This is a genomic window from Shewanella sp. 10N.286.52.A9 (assembly GCF_041468985.1).
GTDB lineage: Bacteria > Pseudomonadota > Gammaproteobacteria > Enterobacterales > Shewanellaceae > Shewanella > Shewanella japonica.
In genome coordinates this window covers 61,059-78,817 of the sequence record NZ_JBFRJQ010000012.1, presented here as the reverse complement: position 1 = coordinate 78,817, position 17,759 = coordinate 61,059, and the positions used below count along the sequence as shown (strand labels likewise).

The 17,759-nt window shown below is 41.5% G+C and carries 16 protein-coding genes; 7 read left to right on the top strand and 9 right to left on the bottom strand.

Annotated elements, in window-relative coordinates; translation table 11 throughout:
• The first annotated feature begins 2 nt into the window (after positions 1–2).
• The 3 genes from AB4128_RS11240 (at position 3) to AB4128_RS11230 (ending at position 3,838) form a co-directional block, all read left to right on the top strand.
• Complete coding sequence (locus AB4128_RS11240; RefSeq protein WP_372037693.1) at positions 3–677, top strand: response regulator transcription factor; 675 nt, start codon at positions 3–5, stop codon at positions 675–677.
• Between the two features lie 127 nt (positions 678–804).
• Positions 805–2,130, top strand: coding sequence for an ATP-binding protein (locus tag AB4128_RS11235; RefSeq protein ID WP_372037772.1), 1,326 nt, complete (start codon positions 805–807; stop codon positions 2,128–2,130).
• Positions 2,131–2,443: 313 nt separating this feature from the next.
• On the top strand, positions 2,444–3,838 hold the full coding sequence (locus AB4128_RS11230) for a DUF3300 domain-containing protein (protein ID WP_119968508.1): 1,395 nt from the start codon (positions 2,444–2,446) through the stop codon (positions 3,836–3,838).
• An 80-nt stretch (positions 3,839–3,918) separates the two neighbouring features.
• On the opposite strand, the gene der is transcribed toward AB4128_RS11230, so the two are convergent.
• The 8 genes from der to AB4128_RS11190 form a co-directional block, all read right to left on the bottom strand.
• A complete protein-coding gene (der, locus tag AB4128_RS11225) occupies positions 3,919–5,385 on the bottom strand; it encodes a ribosome biogenesis GTPase Der (RefSeq protein ID WP_372037692.1) in 1,467 nt (488 codons plus the stop codon).
• 78 nt (positions 5,386–5,463) lie between these two features.
• The gene (gene bamB, locus AB4128_RS11220) at positions 5,464–6,651 is read right to left on the bottom strand and encodes an outer membrane protein assembly factor BamB (RefSeq protein ID WP_080916303.1); all 1,188 of its coding nucleotides are present in this window, start codon (positions 6,649–6,651) and stop codon (positions 5,464–5,466) included.
• Between the two features lie 12 nt (positions 6,652–6,663).
• Complete coding sequence (locus AB4128_RS11215; RefSeq protein ID WP_055025674.1) at positions 6,664–7,284, bottom strand: tetratricopeptide repeat protein; 621 nt, start codon at positions 7,282–7,284, stop codon at positions 6,664–6,666.
• Positions 7,285–7,336: 52 nt separating this feature from the next.
• Positions 7,337–8,611, bottom strand: a complete 1,275-nt coding sequence (hisS, locus tag AB4128_RS11210) for a histidine--tRNA ligase (protein ID WP_055025675.1) — start codon at positions 8,609–8,611, stop codon at positions 7,337–7,339.
• Between the two features lie 133 nt (positions 8,612–8,744).
• The gene (gene ispG / locus AB4128_RS11205; RefSeq protein ID WP_055025676.1) at positions 8,745–9,860 is read right to left on the bottom strand and encodes a flavodoxin-dependent (E)-4-hydroxy-3-methylbut-2-enyl-diphosphate synthase; all 1,116 of its coding nucleotides are present in this window, start codon (positions 9,858–9,860) and stop codon (positions 8,745–8,747) included.
• Positions 9,861–9,898: 38 nt separating this feature from the next.
• Positions 9,899–10,891: a RodZ domain-containing protein gene (locus tag AB4128_RS11200; protein WP_372037691.1), complete on the bottom strand. Its 993-nt coding sequence runs from the start codon at positions 10,889–10,891 to the stop codon at positions 9,899–9,901.
• Complete coding sequence (pilW, locus tag AB4128_RS11195; protein ID WP_055025729.1) at positions 10,891–11,676, bottom strand: type IV pilus biogenesis/stability protein PilW; 786 nt, start codon at positions 11,674–11,676, stop codon at positions 10,891–10,893. The genes AB4128_RS11200 and pilW overlap by 1 nt, the downstream gene beginning before the upstream one ends.
• 32 nt (positions 11,677–11,708) lie before the next feature.
• A complete protein-coding gene (locus AB4128_RS11190; protein WP_372037690.1) occupies positions 11,709–12,830 on the bottom strand; it encodes a bifunctional tRNA (adenosine(37)-C2)-methyltransferase TrmG/ribosomal RNA large subunit methyltransferase RlmN in 1,122 nt (373 codons plus the stop codon).
• 169 nt (positions 12,831–12,999) lie between these two features.
• On the opposite strand from AB4128_RS11190, the gene AB4128_RS11185 reads away from it, so the two are divergent.
• From AB4128_RS11185 to AB4128_RS11170, 4 genes are all read left to right on the top strand, one after another.
• Entirely contained in the window at positions 13,000–14,115 is a 1,116-nt protein-coding gene (locus AB4128_RS11185; RefSeq protein ID WP_372037689.1) for a CNNM domain-containing protein, read from the top strand.
• A gap of 215 nt (positions 14,116–14,330) precedes the next feature.
• Positions 14,331–16,085 carry a bifunctional UDP-sugar hydrolase/5'-nucleotidase gene (locus AB4128_RS11180; RefSeq protein WP_372037688.1) on the top strand — a complete coding sequence of 585 codons (1,755 nt, stop codon included), beginning with the start codon at positions 14,331–14,333 and terminating at the stop codon, positions 16,083–16,085.
• Positions 16,086–16,380: 295 nt separating this feature from the next.
• On the top strand, positions 16,381–16,683 hold the full coding sequence (locus AB4128_RS11175) for a hypothetical protein (protein WP_055025681.1): 303 nt from the start codon (positions 16,381–16,383) through the stop codon (positions 16,681–16,683).
• Positions 16,684–16,792: 109 nt separating this feature from the next.
• Positions 16,793–17,299: a GNAT family N-acetyltransferase gene (locus AB4128_RS11170; protein ID WP_372037687.1), complete on the top strand. Its 507-nt coding sequence runs from the start codon at positions 16,793–16,795 to the stop codon at positions 17,297–17,299.
• 6 nt (positions 17,300–17,305) lie between these two features.
• Here AB4128_RS11170 and AB4128_RS11165 read toward each other — a convergent pair whose 3' ends face one another.
• A complete protein-coding gene (locus tag AB4128_RS11165) occupies positions 17,306–17,518 on the bottom strand; it encodes a DUF3820 family protein (protein WP_055025682.1) in 213 nt (70 codons plus the stop codon).
• Positions 17,519–17,759: the final 241 nt, after the last annotated feature.

The following is a 17,759-nucleotide window of genomic DNA, read 5'->3' as shown; positions in this document are numbered from 1 at the left end:
CCATGAGAATATTGTTAGTTGAAGATGATTTAGGCTTGCAAAGAAACCTAACCGAGCATTTACAAGCAGCTAATTACAGTGTCGATATATCATCGGATGGTGAAGATGGCTTGTTTCAAGCAACAGAGTATCCCTACGATGCTGCTATTATTGATGTGGGTTTACCTAAGATTGATGGATTAAGTTTGATTACTCAGTTACGCAATCAACAAATTGATTACCCTATTTTGATCCTCACCGCCCGAGATGGTTGGCAAGATAAGGTCCTAGGGTTAGATTCTGGGGCCGATGATTATCTCACCAAGCCGTTTCAGCCAGAAGAGCTGGTTGCTCGCCTGAATGCGCTTATTCGCCGTTCAGTCGGTCAGGCAAGTCCTATTGTTTCTAATGGTCCATTTAATTTAAATACACGCACGCTTGAACTAACCCATAATCAAGAGTCAATTATTCTCAGTAGCTCTGAATTTAAATTATTCGAATATTTCATGTTGCATCAAGGTGAAGTGATTTCTAAACCAACTTTGATAGAGCATATTTATGATCAAGATTTTGATTTAGACTCAAATGTCATTGAAGTTTTTATTCGCCGTTTACGAAAAAAGCTCGACCCTAACAGTGAATATAAATTGATTGAAACCTTGCGTGGGCAAGGCTATCGCTTACGCACGTTAAGTTAATCTTATGCACACTAAAATGACGAGGTTTATCGCAAATCAATTATCTAAGTTGACTCATTTAGTGCAGCTTAAGAACAAGTCATTTTCGTTAAAATCTGCTCAGCTAGATTCGCTTAAGTTAAGGCTAATGCTTAGCGGGTTATTGCTAATTGTGGTGTTACTGCCATTAATTGGTGTGACAGTTAATAGCGCTTTTCAGCATCAAATAACGCAATCAATTAACCAACAATTACGTGCTTATGTTTACTCTGTGTTAGCTGTAGCAGAAGTAAAAGACAATAGCGTAGTCATGCCTAATTATTTACTCGAAAATCAATTTAATGTGATTGGCTCAGGTCTATATGCTCTTATTACTACTGATAATCAAATGGTGTGGCAGTCAGAGTCTTTCTTTGGGTTAAGCCTCCCAACGCCAGCTAAAACAGAACTCGCGCTGCCTACTCCACCTATGGGGGAAGGAAAGCTGACTCAAGTAAGCTTTGATGACTTGGCAGGCAATGGCGATAACAATCATGTGGTTTATAGTTTCAGTGTCAGTTTTGAAACACCCAACGCGCCGCTACCTATTACAGTCCATATCATCAAGGACGATGCTGATTATCAAAAACAGATCAGCGAATTTAGCGCTACATTGTGGACTTGGCTGATTATTTTGATGCTTGTATTAGTGCTAATCCAAGCAATTTGGCTATTCTGGACGTTAAAACCCTTAAACCAATTTACGCGTGAGCTCGCCCTGGTAGATCAAGGTCAGCAAACTCGACTGAACTCTAACTACCCAGCTGAACTAAATGCAGTCGCAAAACAGCTCAATGTTTTACTCAGCACTGAACAACAGCAACGTCAGCGATATCGAAATGCACTAGCCGATTTAGCCCACAGCTTAAAAACCCCATTAGCAGTATTGCAAAGCCAAAGCGATTTAAGTGAAGACTCTAAAGAACAAGCAAGCAACATTAACAACATCATCAGTTATCAGCTAAATAAAGCAAAAATGTCAGCCAATACTGCATGGCATTTAGGGGTAAGTATTGATGAGGTCGCAGGGAAGCTGATTAGAACATTATCGAAAATTCATCAACACTCATCATTAGATATTGATTATCAATCACAAGCTGGGTTGATATTTAAAGGTGATGAAACGGATCTAAGCGAAATGTTAGGTAATTTACTCGATAACGCCTGCAAAGCAGCGAAGTCTCAAGTGTGTTTGTCAGTAACGCAATCGGAGTCATGTTTATTTTTTATTATTGAAGATGATGGTAAAGGCTTAACGGAGCAACAAAAAGAGACCATCTTTGAACGTGGTATGCGTGCTGATACTTACCACCAAGGTCATGGCATTGGACTTGCCATTGTGAAAGATTTAGTCACGAGCTATGAAGGTACACTCACTGTAAATGAGTCCGCCGAATATGGCGGCGCTAAATTTATGCTCAGTTTTGCTCGCTGATATTATTGGGTAGCTGACCTGCTGCTAGACTTTTGCTAAGGATTGCTAATCTATTATCATAAATGGCTAGCGTATTGCTAAAAACTGCCGCTAATGCTTTCTTCTAAAAACTCGTTTTACTCAACCTCGTTGCTGTTACTGCCACTATGTTTTACTGCAAATAGTGCTTTTAATTATTTGTTGCTCATCCTTGTGGTCACTTTTCTATTAATTTCTACGCTCATAATGGCCGCTTTCATCTTACGTTCATTTTCACTTGGTTAAGCTAGTTCTATCATTCGCAAAGTATCGATATTCGATATCTGGAGATTTTATGAGACGACTGCATTTTCCACATAAGCTACTCAAGGCTGGCATTATCAGTCTGAGCTTGCTGGTGCCTTTCTCGGTCATCGCCTCTGACAATAATGACACGCAGTATCAACAAACTCTGCCATCTGAAGCTGAATTGGCGCAAATGCTCGCGCCAATAGCGCTTTATCCTGATAGTTTACTGACGCATATTTTAATTGCATCGACATACCCGCTAGAAGTTGTACAAGCTCGTCGCTGGGAGGAACAACACAAGCATTTATCAAGCGAGCAGAAGATGCTGCAAGCTGAATCACAGTCATGGGATCCAAGCGTGACCGCATTAGTGGCCTTTCCTACAGTACTTGAAAAGCTCAATGAAGACTTAGCCTGGACTCAACATTTAGGGGAAGCATTTTTACAAGATGAAGCAAGTGTTCTTGCAAGTATTCAAACACTAAGACAACAAGCAGATGATGCTGATAGCTTCGATAATATGGATAACATGACCGTTACCCGTGTTGAAAAACAAATCATTATTGAACCGGCAAAACCTGAAGTCATTTACGTGCCGGTTTATGACCCAAGAATTGTATACGGTCACTGGCGCTGGCATGCTTACCCACCAGTCTATTGGCATTACCCCGCTTACGCCTACTATCGACCACATCGTCCGATATATTGGGGGCCGAGTGTATACATCAACTTTAATTATTTTTTTGGTGCAGTCCATTGGTCACATCATCGAGTTGTCGTGGTTAATCACCGTCACACCCGTTATTACCGCAAGCCACATAAAATAGCTTATAGCAGCGGCTCAAAGCGTTGGAAGCATAATCCGACTCATAGACGAGGTGTTGCGTATAAGTCGCCGAAAGTCAGCCACCGTTACGATAAGCTACGTCATAACAAGGTCAAGGTGGCTCATCATTCAACTAAGCATGGCATCAAAAGCAGCCAGCTTAATAAATCACATTATGCCAAGCAGTCGCAGCAGCAAAGAGTCAATAAAGCGCTGAAGCACAATAAGGCGCATGCTGTCAGTAAATCGGTTAAATCCGATAAAGCATACAAGGCAACAACGGCGAATAAAGCGGCGCATTTGAACAGAAGCACACATGTGAACAATAGCGCCCATGGGAAGAAAAGTGCCCATAAGTCGACAGCCTATAAAAGCCCGTCGAACGTGAAAGCATCAAGCCATCAAAATAAGGTGAAATCACATCAAATGAAAACTGCAGCGAGCTCAAAACAGTACGCTTCGAATCGTACAAGTGCTACCCGTTCAAGTACTCATAAGACGATGACCCAATCAAGAAATTCATCTTATAAAGCGTCAACTCAAAGGATGTCGTCTCAAAGAAGTACAGCTCAACGAAGTCATCGTACAAGCGCACCTAAACAGAAAGTACGTTAAATAGTGAGCTATAAATTTCTGCCATAAAAAAAGCCTGAACATCATTCAGGCTTTTTATTGGCAATAAATACCGTTTAATACTACTTTTTACGGCTGTTAATATGGCTCATAGCGCGTTTACGTCGACGCTCTTGGCTAATCGTTAGCTTTTCGTTCTTACCTTGGAACGGGTTCGCACCTTCTTGGAAACGAATTTGAATCGGCGTACCAATCACTTTTAATGAACGACGGAAGTAATTCATCATATAGCGTTTGTATGAATCCGGTAATTTGCTCACTTGGTTACCATGCACCACGACGATTGGCGGGTTATATCCACCTGCGTGAGCATATTTCAATTTAACACGGCGACCATGCACTAACGGTGGCTGATGATCATCTTGTGACATTTGCATAATACGTGTCAGCATTGAAGTACTCACACGACGAGTCGCACTGTCGTAAGCTTCTTCAATAGACTCATATAAATGGCCAACGCCTGTTCCATGAAGTGCTGAAATAAAATGAATGCGGGCAAAATCAATAAAGCCTAAGCGGCGATCAAGTTCGCTTTTAACACTTTCTTTAAAGTCTTGGTCAAGACCATCCCATTTATTCACTGCTAATACAATTGCACGCCCTGCGTTTAACGCAAAACCTAATAGACCAAGATCTTGCTCTGTAATACCGTCTTGCGCATCGATAACAAGCAGAACAACGTTTGAATCCTCAACCGCTTTCAGGGTTTTAATAACAGAGAATTTTTCGATTGTTTCATGCACTTTGCTACGGCGGCGAACACCTGCAGTATCAATCAACACGTACTCACGACCTTCACGTTCCATAGGAATATAAATACTGTCACGAGTCGTACCGGGTGCATCATAAACAACAACACGTTCTTCACCTAAAATACGGTTAGTCAGCGTTGATTTACCTACATTGGGTTTACCGATAATAGCCAATTTGATTGGCAAACTTTGTAAGCGCTCTTGCTCAGCTTCAGCTTCTTCTTCGGTATACTCACGAACGTCTTCGTCTTGCTCATCTGTTTCTTCACGCTTGATACCCATCGCTTCCGCATACGGTGCTAGTGAGTATTCAATCATGTTTGTGACACCACGACCTTGAGCCGCAGCCATTTGGTAAACTTCACCTAAACCCAGTGACCAAAATTCAGCACAAGCAGAATCAGCATCAATACCGTCAACTTTGTTTGCAACAACGAAAGTCGTTTTATCACGGCTTCGTAAATGCTCAGCAATGGCTAAATCCGCTGCTGTTAAGCCGGCACGAGCATCCGTTAAAAACAGTACAACATCAGCTTCTTCAATCGCCGCTAGCGACTGTTCAGCCATTTTGGTTTCGATCCCTTCTTCAGTGCCATCGATACCGCCAGTATCAACCACAATAAATTCGTAACCAGATAAAAAAGCACGACCATATTTACGGTCACGAGTTAAACCTGGAAAATCGGCGACAAGCGCATCTCTTGTGCGAGTAAGACGGTTAAATAAAGTTGACTTACCAACATTAGGTCGCCCGACAAGGGCCACTACAGGGATCATGATTTTGCCTCTAAAAACTTTTAAATAAAAAGCCCCCGGAACACACTTCCAGGGGCTCTAATAGGGTTTCAGGTTTAATTATGGCAGAACAACAGTCGCTAGCTTTCCGCTACGACCTTGTACATATACCTTGTCTCCAACCACAACCGGTTGTGAGAATAAACCATCACTATCAACCTCAACTCGCCCAGCAACTTCGCCAGTGTTGCGGTCGATAAAGTGTAGATAACCTTCAAAGTCACCTACAACAATATAAGAACCAATAACGGCAGGAGATGTTAAGCTACGGTTTGTTAACGTAGTATTACTCCAAAGCTCTAAACCATTTCGTCTGTCTACTGAATAGATACGACTATGGTCATCAACTAAGTATAGCCCAACACCTGCATAGGCCAATTCATTAAAGCTTGAATACTTACGTGTCCAAACAACACGACCCGTTCTCAGCTCCATTGACACTAGGTTACCATTGTAACTTACCGCGTATAAATTATCGCCCAAAATTAACGGTGTCATGTCCACATCGGCCATACGAGTAAACTCGTTACCACCGGTTGGATTATATACCGCTTGTTCCCAAGCAACTTGACCGTTATTTTTTACTACTACCGCTATTTTACCATCAGCAGTACCAAGGAAGAAACCACCAGAATCATATGCTGGAGAACCTGTTCCACGAAGGGTCAAGTTAGGTAGTTGCATTTCATGACTCCATAACTTGGTGCCATCTGCAATTGAAAAAGACTCCAGGTTACCATCACTGGTATGCACTGCGACAGAATCTTCCGATACCGTAGGAACTGACAGTAACTCACCACTTGCGATAGCGCTCCACTGGGTTTCACCCGTTTTTGCATCTAAAGCAACTAATAAACCTGACTCACCACCCACAAATACTTTGTTACGGCCAACGGTTACACCCGCAGCGATACGTGCTTCTTTTGTTTTAGCCAGCGCAGTATCTTTAAATTCTGACGCTAAATCTTTACGCCAAGCTACTTCACCAGTTTCTTCATTATAAGCAACAACTGTCCCATTACGATCAGCGGCATACACGTGACCATAAAAAATAGCTGGTTTTAACTGCGAGTAGTAATCGCCTACACCATTGCCAACGTTTACTTCCCAGTTCACTTCAGGAAAGACAGTGGCTTGAATTTCTGTAAGTTCTGTTACGACTTCTTCTTCGGTATCACTTGAAGAGCAAGCCGATAGCATTGCGACACTTAATCCAGCAGCAAGCAAGGTTTTGCATAAAGACTTCATTCGGCTAATTCCTTATGCCTTGTTTAAATTGTCTAGCTTCATTTGTAGCGCAGGGCTTGCTAATGCACCGCCATTATCAATTGCAGCTTGATAAGCAACTCGTGCTTTATCCATATCGCCTTGACGCACTAAAAAGTCACCTTTCAATTCATCACGCTGTGCATTAAATGCTTCATCTGTCACTTGATCTAATGTTGCAAGTGCAGTGCCTAAGTTACCTTGCTCAGCTTGAACTCGTGATAAACGAATTGTTGCTAGTGACGCTAAAGAAGCACCTGGATTTGAAGCAATAATTTTTGTAAAAGCAGTTTCTGCTTTATCTAAATCACCCGCTTCAACAGCTGCTTTTGCCGCCATTAACTCTAGCAACGCTTGGTAACCTTGTTGATCGTGTTGTTGACCAAACTCGCTCACTGCAGCCATTACCGCTGCGCTATCAGCTGAATTAGCACTGATACTTTGGAATGCTTCAGAAGCGGCTTCTGCATTTTCTAATTTGACGTCAGAATAATAGTTCCAACCGTATAATCCACCCAGACCTACTACAGCGCCAACAATGATTGAGCTGCCGTAATCTTTCCAGAACTGCTTAATAGCATCGACTTGTTGTTCTTCTGTGCTATAAATTTCCACGCGCACTTCCCCTTTCTATTCAGTTCTGTTTTATATCAGCGTCACGCTGACATTAAAATAATGATTTAATCGTGGTCGCCAAATCAGCTCGGGCAACCAAAAGTTGTTCGTTTTTATTTCTCAATGGTTTAACGGCGACTTGCTGGTTAGCAATTTCATCTTCACCAATGATAAGTGCGTATTCAGCGCCACTTCTATCTGCACGTTTCATCTGCTTTTTGAAGTTACCGCCACCACAATGAGTCATGACTTTAAGCGTTGGCAGGTTTTGACGCAACTCTTGAGCAATTTTAATTGCTTCAACAACACACTTTTCACCCATTGCTGTGACATAAACATCAACAACAGGTGCCACATCTTTATCAAGCTCTAGCGTTTGCAGTAGTAATACAATGCGCTCAAGGCCCATTGCAAAACCAACAGCAGGCGTATCTTTACCGCCTAACTGACCCACTAAGCCATCATAACGGCCACCAGCAAGAACAGTACCTTGCGAGCCTAAGCTGTCTGTTACCCACTCAAAAACCGTACGATTATAGTAATCTAATCCACGAACAAGACGAGGGTTAACTGTGTATTCGATGCCAACCGCGTCTAAGAGTTCACATAAGGTTGAAAAATGTGTTTTTGATTCTTCACCTAAGTAATCCATCAGTGCTGGTGCATCAGTTAAAATAGCCTGAACCTGCGGTGATTTAGAATCTAATACTCGTAATGGGTTTGAGTACATGCGACGCTTAGAATCTTCATCTAATTGTTCTTTGTGTTGCTCTAAAAATGCAATTAGCGCATCACGATAAGCAGCACGTTCCGCTGTATCACCAAGTGTATTCAGTTCCAGTTTTACGTGTTCTTTAATACCAAACGAATCCCAAAGGCGTGCAGATAACATTAATACTTCAGCATCAACATCAGCACTTGGAATACCATACACTTCTACACCAAACTGGTGGAATTGACGGTAGCGGCCTTTTTGAGGGCGCTCATGGCGGAACATGGGACCCATGTACCATAAACGTTGCTCTTGGTTATACAGTAAACCATGCTCATTACCAGCACGAACAGTAGACGCTGTACCTTCTGGACGCAGCGTTAAGCTGTCTTCATTGCGATCAGCAAAAGTGTACATCTCTTTTTCAACAATATCGGTGACTTCACCAATTGAACGTTTAAAAAGGTCAGTAGACTCAACAATTGGAGTTCGAATTTCGCTGTAACCATAAGCACTAACCGTTGAGCGGATAACCGACTCGACTTGTTGCCATAATGGGCTTTGCGTTGGCAGAATGTCATTCATTCCGCGGATTGCTTGGATCTGTTTTGCCACGTTGATTCGCCTACTTACTTGCTCTATTAGATCGATTAATAATCGATGACCGAGAGCCTTAATTTATTTTCACGCCTTACACAAAAAAACACCTACCATCGCTGGTAAGGTGTATTTTTCATGTAAAGCAAACTTATTCTGTTGCGTCTTTGATATCGATTCGATTTTGCATCATCGCCGCTTTTGCACGGATTTTGGCTTCTAATGAATCCACCAAATTATTGTTATCAAAACGCTCTTTTTGACGTTTACCATCGTCATAGTAACCACTTTTACCATGGCTACCTGTTAGCCCAATATCTGATACTAATGCTTCGCCTGGGCCATTAACCACACAACCAATAATAGAAACATCCATGGCAGTAGTAATGTCTTCTAAACGCATTTCAAGTGCATTAACAGTATTGATTACATCAAACTCCTGACGAGAGCATGAAGGACAAGCAATAAAGTTAATACCACGACTGCGAATACGTAGCGACTTTAAGATATCAAAACCGACTTTGATTTCTTCAACGGGATCGGCTGCCAATGAAATACGCAAGGTATCACCAATACCTTCAGCTAATAGCATTCCTAAACCAACAGCTGATTTAACTGAGCCTGCACGAGCGCCGCCAGCTTCAGTAATACCTAAGTGCAAAGGTTGTTTGATTTGCTTAGCCAATAAGCGGTATGACTCAACCGCTAAAAAGACATCCGATGCTTTAACACTGACTTTAAACTGGTCAAAGTTAAGGCGGTCTAAAATATCCACGTGTCGCATTGCTGATTCCAGCAGTGCTTCTGGTGTTGGCTCATGGTATTTATCCATTAAATCTTTTTCTAATGAACCACCATTAACACCAATTCGAATTGGAATATTTTTATCACGCGCGCATTCAACAACGTTGCGAATACGTTCTTCGTTGCCAATATTTCCTGGGTTAATACGTAAACAATCAACACCGTATTCTGCGACTTTGAGTGCAATACGATAGTCAAAGTGAATATCTGCCACCAAAGGCACGTTAACACTTTGCTTGATCACTTTGAATGCTTCAGCTGCATCCATAGTTGGCACAGAAACACGCACAATATCTGCACCGACTTTTTCAAGAGCGCGAATTTGTGCAACTGTAGCTTCGACATCAGTCGTTTTAGTATTCGTCATCGACTGAACTGCAATAGGTGCGCCATCACCGATAGGGACATCGCCGACATAAATGCGGCTCGAAGGACGACGGATGATTGGAGATTCGTTATACATAATCTGTTGCTCTACTGCTTATCTAATTACAATCAAGGTTACACTTTCGGCAAGGTTAGTCGCGCTACACTGCCTTCTGAAAAGTCAGCTAAACTGACATTTTCACCATTAAATTGAAGGGTCACAACTTGTGGAGCCCCTAAGATCAATTTGAACGGGGCAACGCCTTGTGCTTCAACCACTCTATCAACACCTTTGACACCATCAACAATGGTTTTGCCTGTTGCGTCAACGATATTCACCCAACAATCAGCACTGAAGCTCATAGAAATAGCATCTTGTGCAGCAACATTATCAGCAACCAAAGCGGATGCTGATTGTAACGCAGGCTCGACCACATTTTGTTGCGCATTATCAAGCATTACAACATCGGTACTCGTAGGCTCTACAGGTTGAACTGATGATGCCGGCAAATCTGAGTTGTTGCTTTGTTCATTTTGCAGGGCAGCCTGTTCATTTAACTGATCCGCTGGCTCTAAATACGCCATGTTAGGGTCGATTTCTGGCTCTAATAAATCTTCTGTTTGACTAACAACATTTGCAGCTGCAACTTCTTCTACGGTAGGTTTGGATAAATCTATCCCACTTAACATAGAGTCTTTTTGCACCCACCACACAACTAGCAGCGCTAACAAAGCAAGGACAATTAAATATGTCACTATTGTTAAGCGGCTATCACGAGCTTCACGTGTGGTTTTTCGAGAAAAACTCTGCATTGCTGCAGTTTCATCTGGCAATTGTTGCGCTAAACATTGATGTACAGCATCTACATCTGCTTCGATGTATTTGGCATAGTTTTTCGCATATCCACGTGCGTAGGTTGCTGAAGCAATATTATCAAATTTATCATTCTCAATATCTTCGATGATGCCAGGACGTAAATGTAATTGGGTCGCAACCGCATCAATCGATAACCCTTTTTTCTCTCGAGCTGTACGCAGCAACATACCAGCAGTAGATACTGCTTCAAGTATATCTGCCTGTTCAGCGTCACTCCCATTGGTTTGGGATGTTTGATTGTTATTTGTCATTAATGCAAAGTAGCCCTGTATTCTTTCGCTTGTTCTGATGTCGGGTATTTGGCAATTAAGGTAATACCATAGCGTTTAACCGCATCCTCATCTGCTAACTCGCGCGATATTTTTATTCCTAAAGCTAAACTTTCAGGCGTTTGCTCTGCCACTCGATGAAGACGGCTTAAGTTGAATTTAGCGCTATCGTAGTCATTCTCTAAAATAGCTAAATCAATTAACTCCATTAAAGTGGACTTTCTTCTTGGATCATAACGTAATGCATTTTCAAAGTACTGCTTCGCCTTTTCAGGCTCACCTGCAGATAAACTGCACACGCCAAGGTTTTCATAACTTGACGCGGTACGTGTGTATTCTTTTGCATTAATCGCATTTTTGAACATAGCTTCAGCTTGCGAATATTTTTCTTGTTGGCATAAAAATACACCAAAGTTGTTCATCGCATCACCCGTCGCATCACTGGTATTAATTGCTTTTCTGTATGATTCTTCTGTGCGCTCAATATCACCTACAGTCTGGTAATAATAGGCCATCGCTGTGTGAACTGCGCTTAATTGCGGCGCATACTCAACAGCACGGTTTAAGTTGAACTTTGCCTGCTCCATATTGCCACGGTTAAGGTAAGTTAGGCCTAATTGCATTCTTTCTTTTGCAGCAGACTGTTTATCCAAGGTTCTTTCAGAAACAGGGATATCCGTACCAGTATACGTTCTTTCCGTTACACAACCCACTAAAGGCAGTGATAAAGTAGCAATCATTAAAAGCTTCGGCAATCCGTGCATGATTTTTACGCCTATTAATCTATACAAACAATGAGTTAATCCATTGTGACCGAAATAGCACTCTCTTGCATGCGTTTTTTCGCAAGACGTTTAGTGCGGTCACGAATATCACCCGCTAATTGACCACAAGCAGCATCAATATCATCGCCACGTGTTTTACGAACGATAACAGTCAGCCCATATTCCATTAGCACTTTCGAGAATCGGTCAATTCTGGAATTAGAAGAGCGACCATAAGGCGAACCAGGATAAGGGTTAAATGGAATTAAGTTAATTTTACACGGTGTGTCTTTCATTAACTTGGCTAACTCGTGTGCTTGATCAGTACTGTCATTGATATGATCCAACATCACATACTCAACCGTTACACGGCCACGGTTAGCGTTTGATTTTGCTAAGTAACGACGAATACCAGCAAGGAACTCTTCCAATGGGTATTTTTTATTAACTGGAACTAGCACGTCACGCAGTTCATCGTTTGGCGCGTGAATACTCACAGCCAGAGCGACATCTAGCGCATCACCCAGTTTATCAAGCGCTGGAACAACACCAGAGGTTGATAAGGTGACACGACGTTTTGACAAGCTAAAACCAAAATCATCTAACATGATGTCCATTGCAGGGATCACATTAGCTAAGTTAAGTAATGGCTCACCCATGCCCATCATCACTACGTTTGTAATTGGTCGTTCGCCTGTTTCTTTTTGGAAACCTAAAAATTGCGATACTCGCCAAATTTGCCCAACAATTTCGCCAACCGTTAAGTTACGGTTAAAGCCCTGTTGAGCTGTAGAACAGAAGGTACACTCTAGCGCACAACCTACTTGAGATGACACACATAAAGTGGCTCTGTCTTCTTCAGGAATGTAGACAGTTTCCACTTCTTGGCCTTGGCCAACATTGATAGCAAACTTAATCGTGCCATCTTCAGATTTTTGGAATCTAGAAATTTCTGGCGCAACCACTTCACACTTACGAGCTAATTTAGCGCGTAGTGCTTTGTTAATGTTGTTCATTTCTTCGAAGTCGCTAACACCAAAGTGATAAAGCCATTTCATCAATTGATCAGCACGGAACGGTTTTTCGCCCATTTCGGTGAATAACGCTCTCATTGCCTTTCGATCAAGATCCAATAAATTGATCTTTTTCTCACTCATCTTGTGTAACCTCAAAAAAACCTAAAACCTGCTAGCGGGCGGCGAATTATACAGATCCTTACAAAATTTCGCCAGTGTCACTGCATTAAAGCTTTGATACTTTCACGACTGTGCTAAAATTTCGTTGGACTAATATTGGTCTGCCATATGGAGGTGTAATTCCACCTTTATGATAACTCTTATCATTATAGTATTTATCGCCATTGCAATCTCGTTTCTTTGCAGTGTATTTGAAGCGGTATTACTGTCTGTTACCCCTAGTTATATTGCCAACTTGGCAAAAACTAATCCTAAAGCCGCGAAACGGCTTGATAAACAGAAACAAAATGTGGAATCACCACTAGTTTCTATTCTGACATTAAACACCATCGCCCATACCGTGGGTGCCGCTGTTGCAGGTGCACAAGCTGCAAAAGTCTTTGGTGATGAAATGCTTGGAGTATTCTCTGGTGTGCTTACCTTCTTGATTTTATTCTTTTCTGAAATCATTCCGAAAACATTAGGTGCTAACTATTGGCGTTCACTCGCTGCGCCTGTGTCTTTGATTTTGGTTTGGATGGAAAGATTAACTAAACCGCTAATTTGGATGTCTTCTCAAGTGACCAAATTAATGGGGAAAGGCGATGAAGGCCAATATATCAGACAAGAAATGAGTGCGATGGCTGAAATAGGCTTGCGTTCAGGCGAACTAGACAAACAAGAGTCATCAATTTTGACCCAAATGTTGTCAGTAAAAGAAATGCCAGTTTCTGCAATCATGACGCCAAGAACGGTCATGTTTAAATTACCAATTCACTTGTCACAAGGTGAATTTGTACAGCAGTTTCTAGCGAAACCTTTTACGCGTATTCCTGTCTACGAAGATGATCCGGATAATATTATCGGTTACGTTAACCGTAATAATATTATTCAAGCAGAACGATACACTCCAAAAGAATCTATTGGTGTGTTGAAAAAGAATCTGCTTGTGATCCCTGAAACCGCGAAGATATTACCGATTTTCGAGCTCATGATTAAGCGCAATACAAAAATTGCCATGATTGTGGACGAATACGGCTCAGGTGAAGGTATTGTGACATTAGAAGATATTGTCGAATCTTTACTAGGCTTAGAAATTGTCGATTCAAACGACCCTGTCACTGATATGCAGCAATTAGCGCGTAAACTGTGGGGCACGCGAATGAAACATAAAGGCATCGTATTATCTGATGATGGCGAGTTTACAAAACAAACAACCCAGCATACAGCAGAGCCCGAGGTTGCGGCCAAAAATAGTACGATATAAAACAGTTTGATATTTCAATAAAAAGGGAGCCTAGCTCCCTTTTTTGACTATGATTATTGCGACTTTGCCAATAATAATACCCTCACAGAGTATTTATTTTTTGAGTCGTTTCCCAAAAAGGGGTTAACGCATTATCATGTCGCCAAGTTAATTACTTAAGCATTTACTAATAAGGGCTAATATCCAATTCGCTCTTACCATTTTTTGAGGACGAAATGCCGAATACCTATTCTTTATCACTTGCCCATATCAATGACACGCATTCAAATTTCGAGCCGAGTCAGGTTCAATTCTCCTTGTCGTTTAATGAGCAAACTTACCTTGCAGAAACGCAAACCGGCGGCTATGCCCGTTTGGGCCACCAAATTGAAACAGCAAGAATCGCGGCGATGAAAAACCAACACGAATTTATGTTTCTTCATGGCGGCGACAGTTTTCAAGGCACATTGTACTTTCGTGAATTTCAGGGCGCAGCAAACGCACATTTACTGAATATGCTTAAGCCAGATGCCATGGTATTAGGTAATCATGAGATTGATGCAGGCAATAGTCCTGTGTTGGCATTTCTAAATCGAATCGAATTCCCTTTGTTAGCCGGCAATATGGATTTAAGCCAAGAGCTTGAAGATAAAGAAGGTCGCTTAAAGCACCACCCAATGTTATTTGACTACGACACTGAGCAGCAATGTGCCAAAGTACTAATCAAACCCTTTTACGATAAACAAATTGCAATTATTGGGATCACTCTAGATCAAATGCCACTCATTGCTAGACCTGATCCTGACACCCACTTTATCAATGCTATCGACACCACTAAAAACACCATTGCAAAACTTCATCAACAAGGGATATACCACATTGTTGTACTCAGCCATTTAGGGTTAGATCAAGACCGTGAACTGGCTGAAAAAGTGGATGGAATAAGTGTTATTGTTGGCGGCCACTCTCACACGCTTCAAGGTGAGTTTTCAGATTTAGGTCTAAGTCACACAGAATACGGTGAACGTATTAACAGCACCCCTATCATTCATGCCAGTAAATATGCAGAAGTGCTCGGGCTCGCTCAAATTGAGTTCGATGAAAGTGGTCAATGCCTTTCATTAAATGGCAATAATTACTTTATGATTGATGAACAAATTAAAGTGTCACTCGATGCCAAACTGGCGAAAAAAGCTGATTTACAAGACATCAGTCAAGCTGAAATTGATGCAGTCACCTCCCAGTTGTTAGCTCACCCAGGAATATTGAATAATGCCGCAAATGATGAGGTTCACCAAACCATTATGCGAGATTACCGCCCTGCCTTAAATGCACTTGAAGAACAGGTATTGGCACATATTCCTCGAGATTTAATTCATACACGCCTTCCGAGTAAACACTTTCCACATGGCAGTGAAATTGCGCCTTGGGTGTGTCGAAGTATGTATAAAGCCACCAAACTATCAGAACCACAACTAGACTTTGCGCTGCATAATGCTGGCGGTGTTCGTCAGTCATTAATCAAGGGGAACCTGTCATTAGCTGACGTATTAGGGCGCATTTTGCCGTTCGAGTTACCTTTGGTGAAATATCAAATTCAGGGAAAGTTCTTATATCAAGCTTTGGAATCCGCCATTAACTCGGCAACAAATAATGGGGTAACAGGTACTGGCGCAGGAAGCTTTCCCTACACTTATGGTATTCGATACTTTTATGATGGCACTTTGCCTATGAGTCATCGTATCACCTTAATTGAAGAGTTCACTCAAGGCGAATGGCGAGCGATTGATTCACAGAAGCTATATATTGGCGTTTCAAGTGCTTATACCGCTGCGGGTAAAGAAGGTTACGATGCATTGTTAAAGGCGCATTGGCAGCAAGATATGGAGTCCATGACATTACCTGAAGCGTTTGTCGATTTTGTGTCGCAGCACGGTAATTTGATTGAAAATCCGTTACAACCGAATGTTCATTACATCAGTCACCGTTAATGTAGCTGACTTGGGTAATCGCTGAGATTACTAGTACTGAATTTAACAGCAATTACACTTTTACTATGACTTGCCAGTTATTTCGTTAATTGTTGGTAAGCATACTAAGATGCCAATTAACATAAGTCAGTCGTGCATTAGCCTAAGTTAATATAATTTATGATAATGTAGACTTCACAAATCTGCAGCGGATCACAGACCCAATGATCGCTTCATGATTTAATGATGTATCTTTATGTGGATTCATGACTTGAATCATTGCAAATTTTAGCCTAATCAAATAGGAAACAACTTCATGAAAGCAAAACTGATCAAATTAGCTGCAGCAGCAACATTAGCACTAGGCGTATCTTCAGCTTGGGCTGCAGGTATCATGCACCAGGGTGAAGTATTAGAAACAATGAACAGCGGTGGATACACTTACGTTCAAGTTAAAGGCGAAGACAAAACTTTCTGGGCTGCGGGTCCACAGGTTGAAATCGCTAAAGGCGATACTGTCAGCATGAATGAGCAAATGTGGATGAATGACTTCACCAGCAGCACGCTAAACAAAACATTTGACGAATTATTATTTGTTGGAAAAATCGAGAAGAAATAATTCGATTTAACCTCAAACAAGACATAATCGGTTAATGATTTCATTAGCCGATTTTTTTTGGTTAAACTGCCGTAATACGCATCTACATAAAGCAGCATTAACAAAATTTATGGAAAACACCTCTAACCAATCAATAACACCTTTTAGCCCACAATATGCTAGTAACGTTAGCCTGCTTGTCCACGAATGTATTCAGCACATTGACCATCCTCGCTACACACAAGCACATCTAGATGCGTGGTCAACTGCCCCTCGCTCAGCCAGACATTGGCGCCAACGCCTTTTGCGCAGTCAAAGCTGGCTATTATTAAATAACGGCCCATCACAGCCGGAAGTGATTGGTGTCATTAATGTTGAAACGGATTTTAACCATCGTGGGTATATTGATAGTTTATATATCAGCCCAGGCAAGCAGCGACAAGGCTTAGCTGGCAAGCTTTATCAAACACTTGAGCAATGGGCTATTGCTCAGGGTTATCATGCGCTCAGCGTGGATGCATCCTACTTATCTAAAGGCTTCTTTTTAAAGCAAGGGTTCCAGCAAGTGCAGCCAAGCTATCAAATCACAAAAGGACAGGTCATAAACGGTTTTTACATGAAAAAAGACCTCACATAACTCACACTACTTTTTAAGTAATGGCTGCAGCATTTCTTCTAAACCATTAAGTTTAACTTCATACATTAGCGCTAACTGCTCACCTAGTTTTCCTTCAGGAAAGCCTTTACTGTGAAACCAGACTAAATAAGGCTCAGGAAGTTCTAACAATTTACGTCCAGCATATTTTCCAAAAGGCATTTTCTGGTTAATTGCTTCTAATAATAACGCTTCATTCATTTTGACTCTTCCTAACAAATTAGATAATAGATTAGTATCTCGCTTATTCTGCTAATGCAGTGCGCTTTGCTCATCACGATCACGGGACGAATCATACCGTGAGTGATGGCATAGTAACATTACTCATTACCACTTATAGCGTTTAACCATGTACTATCTGTAAGCTTCTAGGTTAGTTTTTGCATATTTTATACCACAAGATATATACCGATTAGGAATAACAAAACTCTAAAAGACAGCT